The 17177-nt window shown below is 68.3% G+C and carries 14 protein-coding genes; 1 reads left to right on the forward strand and 13 read right to left on the reverse strand.

All coding sequences use genetic code 11. The features are described from left to right. Window positions 1-90: 90 nt before the first annotated feature. Window positions 91-291, reverse strand: coding sequence for a hypothetical protein (locus tag GPA22_RS01645; protein WP_169254340.1), 201 nt, complete (start codon window positions 289-291; stop codon window positions 91-93). Between the two features lie 164 nt (window positions 292-455). Here GPA22_RS01645 and GPA22_RS01650 point away from each other — a divergent pair, with 164 nt between their 5' ends. Continuing rightward, window positions 456-1886 carry an aminotransferase-like domain-containing protein gene (locus GPA22_RS01650; RefSeq protein WP_169254341.1) on the forward strand — a complete coding sequence of 477 codons (1431 nt, stop codon included), beginning with the start codon at window positions 456-458 and terminating at the stop codon, window positions 1884-1886. 21 nt (window positions 1887-1907) lie between these two features. Here GPA22_RS01650 and GPA22_RS01655 read toward each other — a convergent pair whose 3' ends face one another. The 12 genes from GPA22_RS01655 to GPA22_RS01710 all read right to left on the reverse strand — a co-directional run. Beyond that, on the reverse strand, window positions 1908-4682 hold the full coding sequence (locus tag GPA22_RS01655; RefSeq protein WP_169254342.1) for a two-component system response regulator: 2775 nt from the start codon (window positions 4680-4682) through the stop codon (window positions 1908-1910). A 12-nt stretch (window positions 4683-4694) separates the two neighbouring features. Next, a complete protein-coding gene (locus GPA22_RS01660) occupies window positions 4695-5105 on the reverse strand; it encodes a response regulator (protein ID WP_211168868.1) in 411 nt (136 codons plus the stop codon). Then, entirely contained in the window at window positions 5102-6583 is a 1482-nt protein-coding gene (locus GPA22_RS01665) for a PAS domain S-box protein (RefSeq protein ID WP_169254344.1), read from the reverse strand. The genes GPA22_RS01660 and GPA22_RS01665 overlap by 4 nt, the downstream gene beginning before the upstream one ends. 208 nt (window positions 6584-6791) lie before the next feature. Beyond that, window positions 6792-8582 (reverse strand): acyl-CoA dehydrogenase, encoded by a 1791-nt coding sequence (locus tag GPA22_RS01670; protein ID WP_169254345.1) that lies wholly within the window; start codon window positions 8580-8582, stop codon window positions 6792-6794. A gap of 12 nt (window positions 8583-8594) precedes the next feature. After that, the gene (locus GPA22_RS01675) at window positions 8595-9362 is read right to left on the reverse strand and encodes a 3-hydroxyacyl-CoA dehydrogenase (RefSeq protein ID WP_169254346.1); all 768 of its coding nucleotides are present in this window, start codon (window positions 9360-9362) and stop codon (window positions 8595-8597) included. A gap of 10 nt (window positions 9363-9372) precedes the next feature. Continuing rightward, window positions 9373-10632: a thiolase family protein gene (locus GPA22_RS01680; protein ID WP_169254347.1), complete on the reverse strand. Its 1260-nt coding sequence runs from the start codon at window positions 10630-10632 to the stop codon at window positions 9373-9375. Beyond that, window positions 10629-11399: a crotonase/enoyl-CoA hydratase family protein gene (locus GPA22_RS01685; protein WP_169254348.1), complete on the reverse strand. Its 771-nt coding sequence runs from the start codon at window positions 11397-11399 to the stop codon at window positions 10629-10631. The genes GPA22_RS01680 and GPA22_RS01685 overlap by 4 nt, the downstream gene beginning before the upstream one ends. A 49-nt stretch (window positions 11400-11448) precedes the next feature. Next, window positions 11449-13302, reverse strand: coding sequence for a feruloyl-CoA synthase (locus tag GPA22_RS01690; protein WP_169254349.1), 1854 nt, complete (start codon window positions 13300-13302; stop codon window positions 11449-11451). A 22-nt stretch (window positions 13303-13324) separates the two neighbouring features. After that, window positions 13325-14464, reverse strand: coding sequence for an ABC transporter substrate-binding protein (locus tag GPA22_RS01695; RefSeq protein ID WP_169254350.1), 1140 nt, complete (start codon window positions 14462-14464; stop codon window positions 13325-13327). Window positions 14465-14689: 225 nt separating this feature from the next. Beyond that, complete coding sequence (locus GPA22_RS01700; protein ID WP_281374078.1) at window positions 14690-15733, reverse strand: porin; 1044 nt, start codon at window positions 15731-15733, stop codon at window positions 14690-14692. Window positions 15734-15844: 111 nt separating this feature from the next. Next, window positions 15845-16645 carry an ABC transporter ATP-binding protein gene (locus tag GPA22_RS01705; protein ID WP_425483936.1) on the reverse strand — a complete coding sequence of 267 codons (801 nt, stop codon included), beginning with the start codon at window positions 16643-16645 and terminating at the stop codon, window positions 15845-15847. Between the two features lie 5 nt (window positions 16646-16650). Beyond that, window positions 16651-17177, reverse strand: a 527-nt coding sequence (locus tag GPA22_RS01710) for an ABC transporter ATP-binding protein (RefSeq protein WP_169254352.1), incomplete at its 5' end; no start/stop codon positions are given.

Below are 17177 nucleotides of genomic sequence, written 5' to 3' on the forward strand. Positions count from 1 at the left end.
GTTCCGGTAATGGAACGGCGAAGCATACGGCCTAATCCTCCGATCGCCAACGCCGGCGGGGCCCCGCAGGGCCCGGTCGCCGAAGACAAGTCACCAGAAGAAGAAGCGCAGGAGTTCTCCGAAAAGTCCGAAGAAAAACAGCGCAGTCAGTGAAGTGTTGAGCGGCATGACGACCTCCATACAGGATGGCAGGTTGGGGAAAATGCACCGGTCCGGGCGGGGCCGCACGCAGGCCGGAGGGTCGTTCGCTTGCGGCCGGGTGAGTCCGCCGCCCTGGATCGGTGCGGCCATCGCGGGGTTGCCAAGGCGCAGGAAACCTCCGCGGTGTTGGCATGCCCAAGACACTATCGAAAACTTCCTGCCTCCACCCGGTACAGTTGTCAGCCAGTTGACCGAATTGTCCGGTCGCAGCGTTGAGACAATTCCGCACCGGGAGCAGGACACGGCGGTTTGCCATGCTGCAGCTCGTGCTCGATCCCACTTCAGCCCTGCCACTTTCCGAGCAGATCGTGATCGGCATCCGCGCGCGCATCGACGATCGGGTGCTGCGCGCCGGCATGCGTCTGCCGACCATCCGCGACTTTGCCGAACGCCACGGCGTCAGCCGCTACACCGTGGTCGAGGCGTATGACCGGCTGGTGGCGCTGGGTTACGCGCGTTCCCGGCGCGGCTCGGGCTTCTATGTCGAGGGCCGCCCGGCGCCCGCGGCGGGAACACCGGCGCGGGGGGAGCTCGCGCGCATTTTCGCCAGCGCCGGACTGCTGCACCGCAGCATGGACGAAGCCCCCAACCGCTTGAAGGTCGGCCTCGGCTGGCTGCCGGCGGAGTGGTACGACGAGGCGGGCGTGCGCCGCCATCTGCGCGCCCTGTCGCGGCAGCCGCGCGTCAAGCTCACCAGCTACGGCAGCCCGCAGGGCTACGCGCCGCTGCGCGAGCAGCTGTGCGTCAAGCTCGCGGAAGCCGCGATTCCCGCGTCGCCGGAACAGATCGTGCTGACCGGCGGCGCCACCCACGCGCTCGACATCATCGTCCGCCACCTGCTCAAACCCGGCGACTGCGTGTTCGTGGACGACCCCGGGCCGTGGAACCTGTTTGCCAACCTGCGCCTGTTCGGCGTCAACCTGATCGGCGTGCCGCGCCTGCAGCAGGGCCCCGATCCGGCGGTGCTCGAAGCCCTGCTCGGCGAACACCAGCCGAAGATGTTCTTCACCCAGTCCGTGCTGCAGAACCCCACCGCCTGCGACCTGTCGCCCGCGAGCGCCTTCCGCCTGCTGCAGCTCGCCGAGAAGCACGACTTCCTGGTCGTCGAGGACGACGTCTACGGCGACTTCCACCCGCGCCCGCCGACCCGCCTCGCCAGCCTCGACCAGCTGCGGCGCGTGATCTACGTCGGCAGCTTCTCGCACACCCTGTCGGGCAACCTGCGCGTCGGCTTCGTCGCCTGCGAGCCCGAACTTGCCGCCAGGCTGACCGACGTGAAGATCGTCACCTGCCTGTGCAGTTCGGAGTTTGCCGAACAGCTGGTGTACCGGATGCTCACCGAGGGGCACTACCGCAACTACGTGCAGCGGCTGCGCGAACGCCTGCTCAAGGCCGGCGCGCGGACACTGCAGATGCTCGAACGCAGCGGCTTCACGGAGTTCGCCGAGCCCGCGGGCGGCATGTTCGTCTGGGCGCGGGCAAAGGGGCGCGAGGACGTCGCCCAACTCGCCAGCCAGGCCGCCGCCGAGGACATCATGCTCGCCCCCGGCCACGTCTTCCGGCCGCAGCTGCAACCCACCCCCTATCTGCGCTTCAACGTCGCCTACGCGCAGGATCCGCGGCTGGAGCGCTTTCTCAGTCGGGCAGGCGGGGCAACGCCGGTCGACGGCCGGCAGGATCGCTGAGTCCGGTCCGGCGCACCCGGCTCAGTGCAGCCGGCTCGTCGCCGGCAGGGGGATGTGCCCACCGTCCCGCACCAGGCTCGCGAAGGCGGCGGCCGGGATGGGCCGGCTGCAGAGGTAGCCCTGCATCTGGTCGCAATGGTAGCGCCGCAGGAAATCCAGCTGCGCGGCCGTTTCCACGCCCTCGGCGACGACGGTCTGGTTGAGGCTGTGGGCGAGCGAGATGACCATGCGCGCGATCGCGGCATCCTCGGACGAGGTCGTGAGGTCGGCGACGAAGGACTGGTCGATCTTGACGCTGTCGATGAGGAAGCGCTTGAGGTAGTTGAGGCTGGAATAGCCGGTGCCGAAATCGTCGAGCGACACGAGGACGCCGATTTCCTTCAGCGTGCGCAGCATCACGATGGTCCGCTCCGGATTGCTCATGACGCCGCTTTCGGTGACTTCGAGGTGCAGTTGCCTGGCGGGCACTTCGGTCGAACGCAGGGCCTCGTCCAGCACGCCGACGAGGTCGGCCTGCTGGAACTGCCGCGCCGACACATTGACCGCGACGCTGACGTCCGGCAGCCCCTCCTCGCGCCATGCCTGCAACTGCCGGCACGCGGTGTTGATGACCCACTCGCCGATCGGCACGATGAGTCCGGTTTCCTCGGCGACCGGGATGAAATCGGCCGGCGAGACCATGCCCAGCACCGGATGGCGCCAGCGGATCAGCGCCTCGGCGCCGACGACGCGCCCGTGGGCGAGCTCGACCTTGGGCTGGTAGTGCAGCTCGAGCTCGTCCTGCTCGAGCGCGCGGCGCAGGCCGTTTTCGAGTTCGAGCCGTTCGAGCATGCGCGCGTTCATCTCGGGCGCATAGAAGCGGAAGTCGTTGCGCCCCTGCTCCTTCGCGCGGTACATCGCGACGTCGGCATTCCTCACCAGCACGTCCGGCGACTCGCCGTCGCGCGGGTACAGGGCGACGCCGAGGCTGCCGGTGACGACCATCTCGTGGCATGCGAGCCTGATCGGCGCGGACACGGCCTGCAGCACCTTGGACGCGAGCGAGACGGCGTCGCGCTCGGTCGCGAGATGCGACATCACGATCATGAACTCGTCGCCGCCGAGCCGCGCCACCGTGTCGCCCTGGCGCACGCAGGCGGCCAGCCGCCGCCCCACCTCGCAGATCAGCTCGTCGCCGGCGTCATGGCCGAGGCTGTCGTTGATCAGCTTGAAGCGATCGAGGTCGAGCAGCATCACCGCCACCGCGCCGGTGTTGCGCTGCGCGTGGATCATCGCCTGCTGCAGGCGGTCGTTGAGCAGGTTGCGGTTGGCGAGCCCCGTCAGCGCGTCGTGGTTGGCCTGCTGTTCGAGCTCCGCCTCGTAGCGCTTGCGGTCGGTGAGGTCGTTGAAGATCGAGATGAAGTGCGACACGCGCCCGCTCGGGTCGTGCATCGAGGCGAGCGAGACCTCGTTCCAGAACAGCGAACCATCCTTGCGATAGCAGCGCAGCGTGACCCGGGCATCCCGCCCGCGGCGCACCGCCTCGCGCAGGCGTTCGATGTCGGGCTGGTCCCAGTCGGCGCCGATCAGCAGCCGCGTGTTGCGGCCGAGGATCTCCTCGGGGGCGTAGCCGGTCATCAGCGTGAAGGCGGGGTTCACGTAGATCACCGGATTGTCGGCCTCGCGGTCGGCGGAGCTGATCACGATCGCATTGATGCTCTCGTCGATCGCACGGTTGCGCAGGCGCAGCGTTTCCTCGGTGCGCTGCTGCACGATGCGCGCGCGCAGCGTGTGGATGCCGTAGGCGACGTCGTCCGCCAGTTCGCCGAGCAGATCCAGTTCGTCCGCGTCGAAGGCTTCCTTCTCGCGCGTGACGATGCACAGCACGCCGAAGACGTCGTCCTTGTACACGAGCGGCAGCACCGCGGCCGCCTGGAAGCCGCGCCCGAGCGCCGCCTCGCGCCAGCGCCCGACGCGCGGGTCGGTGGCGACATCGTGCACGACCTGAGGCTGGTGCGTGCGCACCGCCTCGCCCACCGGGCCGTCGCCGCAGGCGTTGTCGCCCCACGAGAAGCGGAAGGATTTCAGCATCGCGGCGCCCTCGCCCGCCGCCGCGACCGTCTCCACGGTGCGATCCGCATCGTGCCACGCCAGGCTCACCCACGCGATGCCGTAGTTCCCAAGCTCGACGAGGAAGCGGCACATGTCCGCGAGCAGCCGGCGCTCGTCGGTGGCGCGCACCAGCGTGCGGTTGCACTCGGCCATCACCTTGCGCGCGCGCAGCACGCGCCGCAACTGCGCCTCGGCGAGCTTGCGGGTCTCGATCTCGCTCGCAAGGTCCGCCGCGCGGCGTTCGAGCTCGCCCGCCTTCGCCGCGAGCTTGTCGGTCAGCACGCGCAGGTGTTCGCGCTCGAATTCGCTGTCGCTCGCGAGCGCGCTCTCCTTCGCCGCCTGTCCGAGCACTTCCTCGATGGCCTTGACGATGTCATCGGGATTGCAGGGCTTCACGAGGATGCGCGAGACACCGAGGATGGAGGCGAGGTTGCGCACCTCGCGCTCGTTGTAGTTGGCGGTATAGAAGATGACGCGGGTGTCGGAGACCTCGGGATCGGCACGCAGGCGCCGCACGAACTCGTAGCCGTCCATGTTGGGCATGAGGATGTCGCAGATAACCAGATGCGGGCGCTGCGCCCGCACGATGTCGAGGCCCTCGACACCGTCGCCGGCCTCGAACGCCTCGTGCCCCTCGTAGCCCGCGAGGGCAACGATCAGCTCGCGGTTCATGGCATCGTCGTCTATGACAAGGATCTTCGCCATCGGCACGCACCCTCACTCGTCAGCGACCGGACCGGCCTTGCGCCGCCCGGCGCGCAGATAGGCTTCGACCTCGCTGACGAAGGTCTCCGGGTCGATCGGCTTGGAAATGTAGCCGTCGAAACCCGCGAGCATGACCCGCGTCTGGTCGCCCGACATGGAAAACGCCGTGACCGCGATGATAGGAATATCCCTCAGGGTTTCGTGCGCGCGGATGTGACGAAGCATTTCGAAGCCATCCATCACCGGCATGCGCAGGTCGCTGACGATCAGGTCCGGGAACGGCGCCCGGCTGGCGAGCTCCAGCGCCTGCTGCCCGTCCTCGGCGATCAGCACGGCGTGCCCTGCCGCTTCGAGCAGGTAGCTGACCAGCTCGAGGTTTGCCGGGTTGTCCTCGACGAGGAGAATGCGTGCCGCCACGGTCATCCCTCCGGCAGGACGAGCGAAAACGTGCTGCCCGAACCGGGCGCGCTATCGACGACGATCTGCCCGCCCATGCGTTCGGCCAGCTTCTGGCTCAGGTGCAGGCCGAGGCCGGTGCCTTCGGCGAACTTCCCGCTGCGCGGCATGATGCGCGAGAACGGTGCGAACAGACGCTGGCAATCCTCCTCTCCGATCCCGATGCCCGTATCCCGGACGCTCACCACCACCAGCGGCCGGCCGTTTTCCTCGCGACGCGCGAACCCGATCGTCACGCCGCCGCGCTCGGTGAACTTGATCGCGTTCTGCACGAGGTTGATGACGATCTGGCTGAGCGCCCGCCGGTCGGTAGACAGCCGCACCGGCTCGTCGGCCGCCTCGATCGCGAACGCCAAGCCCTTGCCTTCGGCCTGCGGCCGCAGGGTTGCAACGATCTCTTCTATGACTGCGCGGCAATCCACGGGTTCGACGTTCAATTCGATCTTGCCCGCCTCGATCTTCGCGATGTCGAGGAGATCGTTGATCAGCTCCAGCAGGTGCTGACCGCTCGACTTGACCCGGCGCAACTGCTTTTCCTGCACCTCGTTCAGGGGCCCGGGCAGCTGCATCAGCAAGGTGCCGGTGAAGCCGATGATCGCGTTGAGCGGCGTGCGCAGTTCGTGGCTCATGCTCGCGAGGAAGCGGTCCTTCGCGGCGTTCGCCTTCGCGAGCTCCACGTTCTTCTCGTGCAGCGCGCGCTCGAAGCGCTTGCGTTCGGTGATGTCGCGGATCGCGCTGGTCACCAGCGTGCCCTCCTCCGTTCCAAGCGGGCTGAGGCCGATCTCCACCGGGAATTCGGTCCCGTCCTGCCGCAGCCCGTAGAGCTCCAGCCCCATGCCCATCGCCCGCGTGCGCATCTGGCCGAAGTAGCCCGAGCGATGCGCCACATGGACGCCGCGCAGGCGTTCCGGCAGCAGCGCTTCGACCGGCCGCCCCAGCAGTCGGCCGCTCTCGTAGCCGAACATGGCCTCGGCCTGGCTGTTCGCAAACACGATACGCCCCGACGCGTTGACCAGCACGATGCCGTCGGGCATCGATTCCAGCAGCTTGCCGTAGCGCGCCTCGACGAGCTTCGCGTCGCGCATCACCTTGAGCTGGGTGACATCCTTCGCGCAGAGGATCACATACTGCGGCCGCCCCTGCCCGTCTCGCACCAGCTTCGCCGAGATCGACACATACACGAGCGAGTGGTCCTTGCGCCGGCGCAGCGATTCGATCGCCGCCGCCCCGGTTTCCAGCACGTCGCGACGCAGGCCGCGCTCCTCGTCCGCGCGATCGGCCGGCACGATCAGTTCGAGCAGGTCCCGTCCGACGACCTCGCCGGCCGGGTAGCCGAAAATGGCTTCGGCGCTCCTGCTCCAGTGCCCGACGATCCCCTCGGGCGACTGCACCACGAACGCATCGGGCAACTCCTCCAGCAGGAGACCGTAAACGTCCATCGTCATAGGCACTCCCCCGATCGCGGCGAGCCGTCGGGGAGATGGGTTCGGGCTACGGAAAAATATCCCCGTCGATGGCGTATCTATAGCAAATCGGCGCCTTATATCCAACCAATTCCGTCGGATAATAACCATTGATTTGCAATGGTTTTCTGCGCCGGATGCCTCGCGGCGGGCGTGTTCCGCGCATGCGCACCGGCACGGCGTGGGGGACTCACAGCATGGCGTCGTCGAAGGCCGTCAGCGGCGCGCCGGCCGACTGCACGGTGCGCAGGTGCGCCGCGGCCTGCGGCGCGAAACTCGCCATCCAGAACCCGGCCAGCTCGACCAGACTCGCGTGGTAGGCGGCATCACCCTCGCCCGCCGCCAGGCGTCGGCGGGCGGCGAGCGCGAGCCGCGCCATCTGCCAGCTGCCGCAGACGGTGCCGAGGAGGTGCAGGAAAGGCACGGCCGCCGCGAGCGCCTCGGCATAGCGCTCCTTGCCGGCGACGAGCAGCCAGTGCGCCGCTTCGCTCAACGCCGCGACGTTCTCGGCAAGGCCATCGGCGATCGGGCCGAAACCGGGCTCGACACGCAGCGTCGAAACCATCGCACGCAGTTCGGCAATCAGCTCGCGCAGGGTCTCGCCGCCTTCGCGCAGGATCTTCCGCCCGACCAGGTCGTTCGCCTGGATGCCGGTCGTGCCCTCGTAGATCGTGATGATGCGCGAATCGCGCGCGAACTGCGCGATGCCGGTCTCCTCGACGAAGCCCATGCCGCCGAAGACCTGGATCGCATCCCAGCAGGCCTGCTGCCCGACCTCGGTGCACCAGCCCTTCGCGACCGGCATCAGCAGGTCGACATAGCGCTGCGCCCTGGCCGCGACCGCCGCGTCGGGGTGATGGTGGGCCGTGTCGAACCACGCCGCCGCCGTGTACAGCAGCGCCCGCATCGCCATCACGCGCGCGCGCATCGACAGCAGCATGCGCTTGACGTCCGGATGGCACAGGATGGGCTTGCCCGCCTCGCCGGTGATCGCATCGCGCCCCTGCACGCGTTCGCGCGCATAGGCGAGCGCCATCTGGTAGGCGCGTTCGGCCAGCCCCGCCCCCTGCACGCCGACGCCGAAGCGCGCCTCGTTCATCATGATGAACATCGTCTCGAGCCCGCGGTTCGGCTCGCCGACCAGCCAGCCGACCGCCCCGCCCGCATCGCCGTAGCTCATCGTGCAGGTCGGGCTGCCGTGGATGCCCATCTTGTGTTCGATCGAAATGCAGCGCACGTCGTTCTTCGCGCCCGGCCGGCCGTCCGCGTCGGGCAGGTACTTCGGCACGAGGAAGAGCGACAGCCCCTTCACGCCCGCCGGCGCGTCAGGCAGGCGCGCGAGGACGAGATGCACGATATTTTCGGTGAGCTCGTGCTCGCCCCAGGAGATGAAGATCTTCTGGCCGAACACGCGGTACGTGCCATCCGCCGCCGGCTCGGCGCGCGCGCGCGTGGCTGCGAGATCCGAGCCCGCCTGCGGCTCGGTGAGGTTCATCGTGCTGCCCCACTCGCCGCTCACCACCTTGTGCAGCCAGGCCTGCTTCAGGGAATCGCTCGCCGCGATGCGCAGCGCCTCGGCCTGGCTCACGTTCAACTGCGGCAGCATCGTGAAGGCCATGTTGGTCGAGAACCACATCTCCCACACCGGCGTCGACACCAGCTTCGGCAGCCCTTGGCCCCCGAACTCGACCGGCAGCGACAGCCCGATCCAGCCCGCCTCGACGTACTGCTGCCACGCCTCCTTCCAGCCCTCCGGAGCGGACACGCGCCCGTCCGCCTCCAGGCGGCAGCCCTGCAGGTCGCCCGCGCGGTTGATCGGCGCGAGCACCCCGGCGGCGAACTTGCCCGCCTCGCCGAGGATCGCCTCGACGACATCGGGCGTCGCCTCCTCGCAGCCCGGCAGCGCCGCGACGGCGTCGAGCCCCGCGAGCTCGCGCAGGATGAAATTCATGTCGCGCAGCGGCGCGGTGTATTCGGTCATGGCGGACTCCGTTTACCGCGGCGCGAGCCGGATCGCTCCGTCGAGGCGAATCGTCTCGCCGTTGAGCATCGCGTTCTCGACGATCGCACGCGCCAGCTGCGCGTACTCGGCCGGTTCGCCGAGGCGCGGCGGGAAGGGCACTGACTCGCCGAGCGACTTCTGCACGTCCTCCGGCAGGCCCTTCATCATCGGCGTCAGGAACAGGCCCGGCGCGATCGTCACGACGCGGATGCCGAAGCGGGCGAGCTCACGCGCGATCGGCAGCGTCATCGACACGATGCCGCCCTTCGACGCCGCATACCCCGCCTGCCCGATCTGGCCGTCGTAGGCCGCGACCGACGCGGTGTTGACGATCACGCCGCGCTCGCCCCCGGCATTCGCCTCGCCCTGCGCCATCGCCTCGGACGCGATGCGGATCATGTTGAAGGTGCCGACGAGGTTCACGTTCACGATGCGCGCGAAGACGTCGAGCGGATGCGGACCGTCCTTGCCGAGCACCTTCGCCGCCGTGCCGATGCCGGCGCAGTTCACGAGACCCTGCAGGCCGCCGAAGCGCTCCCGGGCGAGCCCGACGCAGCCGCGCGCGTCGGGCTCCGAAGCGACGTCGGTGCGATGGAAGGCCGCGCGCGGACCGAGCTCGTCGGCGAGCTTCTCGCCGGCGGCGACATTCAGGTCGGCGATGACGACATTCGCGCCGGCCGCATGGAAGGCCCGTACGGTCGCTTCGCCGAGGCCCGAGGCGCCGCCGGTGACGATGAAGGTGCTGTGTTCGAGTTGCATGGCGGTCTCCTCAGTTCGCGTTCTCGACGACGATCGCCACACCCTGCCCGCCGCCGCAGCACGCCGACGACACGCCGAACTGCAGCCCCGCCTCGCGCAGCTCGCGCGCCACGGTGGTCGTCAGCCGCACCCCCGACGCCCCCAGCGGATGCCCGATCGCAATCGCCCCGCCATGCACGTTGCAGCGCTCGCGGTCGAGTTCCAGCTCCTTCTCGCACGCGAGGTACTGCGCGCCGAAGGCCTCGTTGATCTCGACACGGCCCAGGTCGCCCACCTTCAACCCCGCCTTCGCCGCCGCCACGCGGATCGACGGCGCCGGCCCGATACCCATGATCTCCGGCGGCACCGCGACCGAAGCGCCGGCGACGATGCGCGCCAGCGGCTTCACTCCGTGCGCGCGCACCCAGTCGCCGTGCGCGACAATCACCGCCGCCGCGCCGTCGACGATCGCCGAACTGTTGCCGCCCGTCTGCACCCCATCGAACGCCGGTTTCAGTTTCTGCAGCGTTTCAAGCGAGGTCGGGCGCACATGGCCGTCGCGCTCCACACACTCGACGCGATCGGCGAGCTTCAAGCCGCGCGGGTTGTAACCCGGCAGATCCCACTTCGCATTGACGACCGGCACCACCTCGTCGGCGAAATACCCCGACTCCCAGGCCGCGCAGGCACGCGCGAAGCTCTGCGCGGCGAAACGGTCGACCTCCTCGCGCGCGATGCCGTAGCGCTTGGCGAGGTTCTCGGCCGTGTCACCCATGCTGTCGCCGGGCGCCGTGTCCTTGGTCGCTTCCCACAGGAAGTCGCGGAAATCCAGCTGCCCCATGCGGAAGCCCGCGCGGTGCGTGTAGGCGGCGATCGGGTTGCGCGACATCGACTCGGTGCCGACGCACAACGCCACCTTCGCCTTGCCCAGCGAGATCTGGTCGGCCGCGGCGATGATCGTCTCGAAGCCGGTGCCGCACAGGCGCTGCACCAGCAGCGCCGGCACGGCCGGGTTCACGCCCGCGTACAGGCCGATGTGGCGCGGCAGGAAGTAGGCGTCGAAGCTCGCCTGCGCCATGTTGCCGGCGACGATCGCATCGACCTCGCGTGCCGGGATGCCGCTTCGCTCGAACAGCGCGCGCGCGGCGAAGATGCCCAGATCGGTCGGCGACACATCGCGCAGCGGGCCGTTGTAGTCGGCAAACGGCGTGCGCTGCCCCGCCACCAGCCAGATGTCGTTGTAGGCGGCCGCATGCGCGGCGGCCTCGGATGCTGCGTAAGGATTCGTCATCGCTGCGGTCCCTGTCCCTTGCGTTGCAGGAAGTGCCCGATGCGCTCGGCCACTTCCGGGCTGGTCTGTGTCAGTGCGGCGGTCAGCGATTCGACGAAGAATCCGTCGTCGCTCGCCAGGTTGTCGATGCGCGCGACGGCCGTGACCATCGCCCAGTTCGCCATCGGCGCGTTCTCGGCGATGCGGCGCGCGAGCTGCTGCGCCTTCGCCAGCGCCTCGCCGGGGCCGACGAGGTAGTGCGACAGCCCCAGTCGCTGCCCCTCGTCGGATTCGAGGATGCGGCCGGTGAGCATCATTTCGCACATCCGCCCCGCGCCGATGATCTTCGCGACACGCACCGACGCGCCGCCGCCGACGAAGATGCCGTGGCGCCCTTCGGGCAGTTGGTAGATCGTGTTCGGCTCCGCGACGCGCACGTGGGTCGAGGTCGCCAGTTCCAGCCCGCCGCCGATCACCGCGCCATGCAGCGCCGCGACCACCGGCACGCCGCCGTTCTGGATGCGGTCGAACACGCGGTGCCAGCTCCTCGAGTGCTGCATCACCCCGAAGGGGTCGCGGTGCTGGTGCTCGGTGAGGTCCAGCCCGGCACAGAAGTGCTCGCCTTCGCCGCCCAGCACGATCACGCGCGTGCCTTCGGGCACCGCCGCGAAGGCCGCGTCGATGGCGGCCAGCAGACGGTCGCTGATCGCGTTGCGCTTCGCGGGCCGCGACAGCATCACCGTGTAGATTCCGTTATCGAATGAGGTTTTGACCAGTTCTTCGCTCATGGGGCGATCCTTCTCGTTTGTGGTGGCCGCCATCGCCAGGCGGCTCGTGTCACGCGGTGATGACGGTCTTGTCCGGCATCTCGGCATACAGCGCCGCGACCAGATCCATGCGCCGCGCCAGCACCGCGCGCTGGTTGATGTAACCCTTGTCGGTGATCTCGCCGGCCTCCACCGACGGCGGCTCCGCCATCAGCATCGCCCGCGCCGGTATCGTCGAGGACCCGCCGCCGCCCTGCGCCAGCGCGCTCATGCCCAGGCGCACGCGCGCCAGCACCGCCGGATTCGCCAGCACCTGCTCGACCGGCGCATCGGCCGGCAGGCCGGGGCACAGCGAGCGGCACTCGGAGACGTTCGGGAACACCAGGAAGCCGATCTCGTCGCGGTCATGGCCGGTGACGACGATGTCCTGGGCGACGGGCTTCAGCGCATCGATGCCCTTCACGCGCAGCGCGCCGACATGCACCCAGGTCCCCGTCAGCAGCTTGAAGTCCTCGCCGACACGGCCGTCGAACAGCAGTCCCTGCTCGGGCCGCGCCGGATCGACGAACTCGACCGCGTCGCCGATCAGGTAGAAGCCTTCGTCGTCGAAGGACTTCGCCGTCAGTTCCGGCTGCTTCCAGTAGCCGGGGAACACGTTCGGCCCCCGCACCCGCACTTCCAGCTTGTCCGCCGACGGCACCAGCTTCAGCTCGACGCCCGGCACCGGCACGCCGATCACGCCCGAGCGCACCGCCTGGAAGTGGCAGTCGGTCGCGAGCGGCGCGGTCTCGGTCGAACCCCACGACGACACCATCGCGACGCGATAGCCCTTGGCCTCCTCCGAGAGGTTCTCGAGATCCGCCCACAGGTGCTGCGGCAGCGCCGCGCCGGCGTAGAAGATCAGCTTCAGGCGCCCGAAGAACGCTTCGCGCAATTCCCGATCCCGGCGCAGTTCCGGCACCAGCATGTCGTAGGCGCGCGGCACGCTGAAGTAGATCGTCGGCGACACCTCCTTGATGTTGCGCAGGGTCTTGCCGAGCAGCGCCGGCACCGGCTTGCCGTCGTCGATGTAGAGGCTGCCGCCCCAGCGCAGCACCATATTCAGGTTGTGGTTGCTGCCGAAGGTGTGGCTCCACGGCAGCCAGTCCACCAGCACCGGTGGCTCCTCCTTCAGGAAGGGCCACACCAGTTCCTTCGCCAGCTGGCTGGAACACAGCATGCGCTGGGTGTTGATGACGGCCTTCGGCGTGCCAACCGAACCCGACGTGAACAGGAACTTGCCGATCGTGTCCGGCATGATGCGGTCGAAGGCGCGCATCACCGCTCCCTCGTCGCTCCTGGCCTCGATGTCCGCGAAGGCGACGCATCCCGCTGCCTCCCCGGAGCGCCGGCCCGCCACCACGACACCGTCGTGCAACGGCGCGATCGCGGCGATCGCCGGCGCAAAACGCTCGATCGTGTCGGCATAGATCACACCCGGCCGCAACAGCTCGATGTTGCCCTTCAGCTTCGCGAAGTCCTTCGACATCAGCGAGTTGCCCGCCGAGATCGCGCACGACGGCACGCCGACGTGCATCGCCGCGTACATCAGCAGCGCATGCTCGATCGAATTGTCGGAAAGGATCGCCACCGGCCGCTCCGCGGACAGGTTCTGCCCGAGCAGCCAGGTCGCGATCGCGACAACCCGACGCCGCGCCTCGCCGTACGTCACCGTTTCCCATTCGCCCGCCGCGTTGCGCTCGCCGAGGAACACGCGCTCCGGCGCTTCCCGCGCCCAGTGCTCCAGCCACTCGCCCACGCAGCGCGCGTAGGTCTGCGGCAGCGGGATGCCCGACCGCAGGATGCGGCTGCCGTCGGGCCGGCTCTCGATATCGACGACCGGTTGCGCGAACATCGCGCCGGTCTCCTTGATCGCAGTGCTCATCAATCGTCCCCGCCGACAGTGCTTACTTGACCAGCTTGTAGTTGCCGCTATCGATCTTCACGAGCACATGCGAGCGCTCGTCCAGGCCGAAATGGTCGTTCGCGTTCATGTTGTAGACACCGTGGCTCGCGACGACCTCCTTGTTCCCCTCGAGCGCGTCGCGCAAGGCCGCGCGGAATTCCGGGGTGCCCGCCTTGGCCTTCTTCAGCGCGACCGGCACCGCCTGCTCGATCAGCCGCCAGGCGTCGAAGGCATGGCCGGCGAAGGACGAGAACGAGCCGGCGCCATATTTCTCCTCATACTTCGTGACGAGCCCCTTGCCCATGGCCTTCGACGGATGCGAATCGGGAATCTGGTCCGCGACCACGACCGGCCCGACCGGAATGATCACGCCGTCGGCCGCCTTGCCCGCGACCTTGAGGAAGGCCTGGTTCGCAACCGCATGGGTCTGGTAGACCTGCCCCTTGTAGCCGCGTTCGACCAGCGTGGTCTGCGGCAGGGCGGCGGGGCTGCCGGAACCTGCGACCAGGATCGCGTCCGGCCGCGCCGCCACCAGCTTCAGCACCTGCCCGCTCACCGAGGTGTCCGCACGCGCGTAGCGCTCGGTCGCGACCAGCTTGATGCCGGCCTCTGCGGCCTTGGCCGTCACCGAGGCCAGCCAGTCCTCGCCGTACGCGTCCGAAAAGCCGATGAAGCCGAGCGTCTTCACCCCGTTCTGCTTCATGTGCCCGACCACCGCGGCGGCCATCACGCTGTTCTGCTGCGGGGTGCGGAACACCCACTTGTTGCGCTCGGCCGGCAGCGACACGGGGCTGATCGTGACCTGCGGCGTCGCGCTCTCGTTCGCCACCTCGGCGATCGCGGCGGTCGCCGGCGTCGTCGAGGAGCCCACCAGCACATCCACCTTGTCCTCGCTCACCAGCTTGCGCGCGTTCTTCGTCGCCAGCGTCGGGTCGGTCGCATCGTCGAGCACGATGAAATTGACCTTCTCGCCGCCGATCTGCGTCGGCAGCAGCGCGAACACGTTCTTCTCCGGAATCCCGAGCGAAGCACCCGGCCCGGTCGCCGACAGCGAAATGCCGATCGTGATGTCGGCCAGCGCCGGCGAACCGTACGAGGCGGCGGCGATCGTGCACAGCACTGCGAGTTTCTTCACCTGCATGTCTCACTCCTTCGTGTCTTGACGCCCGACTGTGTCGGGTCGAATGGTTGGCGGCTCGAGCCGCTCTGTCGCCGGTAGTCACTTCACTCCGGCATGAGGTGAAAGTTAGCAGCGCTACTCTCACTTGTCAAACACTTGTTCAACTAGTTTGCGATGCTTTTGTGCGCGCTCCGCACGGGTGCTCCTGCGGGCAGGAATTCGCCGCCGGAACACCCGCTCAAAACCTCAAAAGCTGTGTCGCATGCCGACACCGAACAGCGTCGTCGCACCGCCTCGCTCGGCCAGACCGTTGTAGACGCTGCGCGCCACCGCGTCGTCGTTGTCGGCGCGGATCACGCGTCCATACAGTGCCGTGCGCTTCGACAGATCATGGCTGTAGCCGAGCGCCCAGGACCGCGAATCCGACTGGTGCGCCTCGGACTTCAACGCAACGTAGGCGACCTGCACGTTGCCCGCCGCCCCCACGGGAATGCGCGCGCCGATGTTCCACAGCCGCGCCTCCGCCGCGACATCTCCGTCCAGCGTCTGGTAGCTTCCAATCACCTTCACGACCTTGAAGTCGTACGCCGCGCCGAGCATGTGCTCGCGCTGCCGCCGGTCCACGATGGGCGCGACGACGGTGCTGGTGTCGAGGCGGTGAAACACGTATCCGACCGACAACGGGCCGTTCGCGTAATTGAGACTCGCGCCCGCGAACTCGCCCGCGTTGCGGTTCACCGTGCTTTCCTGCCCCACGCCGTACATCGCGCTGGCAGTGAATCCGCCCCAGTTCGGCGAGTTCCAGTTGATCGAGTTGTTCACCCGCCCCGGCCCGGTGGAAACGATGCTCATCCCTCCCTGCGCGGCGAGCGCCGTGACCGGCGAAAACGGCCCACCCATCATTGCGTCATAGCGCAACAGCGACATCCAGTACCCCGGCGAATGCTGACGCCCGGCAGTCACGGTTCCGAAGCCGCCTTGCAGGCCGACGAAGGACTGCCGACTGAACAGCACGCCCGGCGGCACGGTCCCCCCCGTATCGACGGCGATGCCGCTTTCCAACCGAAACAGCGCCTTCAGCCCGTTGCCGAGATCCTCGGTGCCGTGAAAGCCGATGCGGCTTGGCTCCAGCCCGCCGCTGTCGGCCACCGAGATGCTCTTGTGCTCTCCGCGGGCATGCCCGAGGAACATGTCCATCGCACCGTAGATCGTCACGTTCGACTGCGCCAGCACCGGGCCGCCAAATCCTCCCAGCACGGCCAACCCTGCAGCGATTCGAATCCCCTTCATGCCTCCTCCTTTCCTCTATGGATTTTTTGTAGGCGGACGACGAATACAGCACAGCCGCCCGCGTCGTCCGGCGCAGGCGGTCGAGAGCACTCACTGGTCACATAAAGGGGATCAGCCCGCCAGCTTGTCCTGGTGCTTGCCGCCCAGCCCCAGATACGACTCGATCACCCGCGGATCGTCGGCGAGCTGCTTGGCCGGCCCTTCCATCGAGATCTCGCCCGTCTCCAGCACATAGGCGTAGTCGGCGACCTGCAGCGCCGCGCGCGCGTTCTGCTCGACCAGCAGGATCGACACGCCGCGCCGGCGCAGCTCGCTGATGATGCGGAAGATTTCCCGCACGATCAGCGGTGCCAGGCCCAGGCTCGGCTCATCCAGCATCAGCAACTTCGGCTTCGCCATCAGCGCGCGCCCCACCGCCAGCATCTGGCGCTCGCCGCCCGAGAGCGTGCCGGCCATCTGCGCCTTGCGTTCCCTGAGGCGCGGGAAGAGGCCATACACCTCCTCCATCGTCTCGCCGTGGTCGCGCTTGCCCATGCGGTAGCGCTGGAAGGCGCCCAGCAGCAGGTTGTCCTCGACGCTCATCTCGGCGAAGAGTTCGCGCTTTTCCGGCACGAGGTTCATGCCGCGCGCGACCATGCGCTCGACGCGCGGCACGTACTCGGCCTCGCCGTCGAAGCTGACCTGGCCACGCGACTCCAGCAGGCCCATGATCGCGGAGAGCATCGTCGTCTTGCCCGCGCCGTTGGGACCGATCACGGTGACGATCTGGCCTTCGCCGACGCGCAGGTTGGCGTTCGACAGCGCCTCGACCTTGCCGTAGGCGACGCACAGGTCGCGCACTTCGAGCACCGCGCGGGGCAGGCCAGGCGCGGATTCGACCACCGGGGCGATTGCGCTCATCTCGACGCTCATGCCGTTCATTCCACACCTCCCAGATAGGCTTCGAGCACGGCCGGGTTCTGCTGCACTTCCTCGGGCAGGCCTTCGGCGATCTTCTGGCCGAACTCCATCACGACGATGCGATCGACGAGCCCCATGACGAAGTCCATGTCGTGCTCGACGAGCAGGATGCCCATGCCTTCGCTCCGGAGCTTCTTCAGCAGTTCGCCGAGCGCCTGCTTCTCCTTGAAGCGCAGGCCCGCGGCCGGCTCGTCGAGGAGCAGCAGGCAGGGATCGGCGGCGAGCGCGCGCGCGATCTCGAGGATGCGCTGCTGGCCGAGCGCGAGGCTGCCGGCGGCGTCGAACATGTGCTCGGCGAGCCCCACGCGCTCGATCTGGCGCGCCGCTTCGTTCAAGAGCCGCGCTTCCTCGCCGCGGTCGAGGCGCCACGCGGCCGGGAACACGCCCTTGCCACCCCGCAGATGCGCGCCGATGGCGACGTTCTCGAGCACGCTCATCGTCGGCAGCAGCTTCACGTGCTGGAAGGTGCGGCTCATGCCCATGC

This window comes from Aromatoleum toluvorans (genome assembly GCF_012910905.1).
In the GTDB taxonomy this organism is placed as follows: Bacteria; Pseudomonadota; Gammaproteobacteria; order Burkholderiales; family Rhodocyclaceae; genus Aromatoleum; species Aromatoleum toluvorans.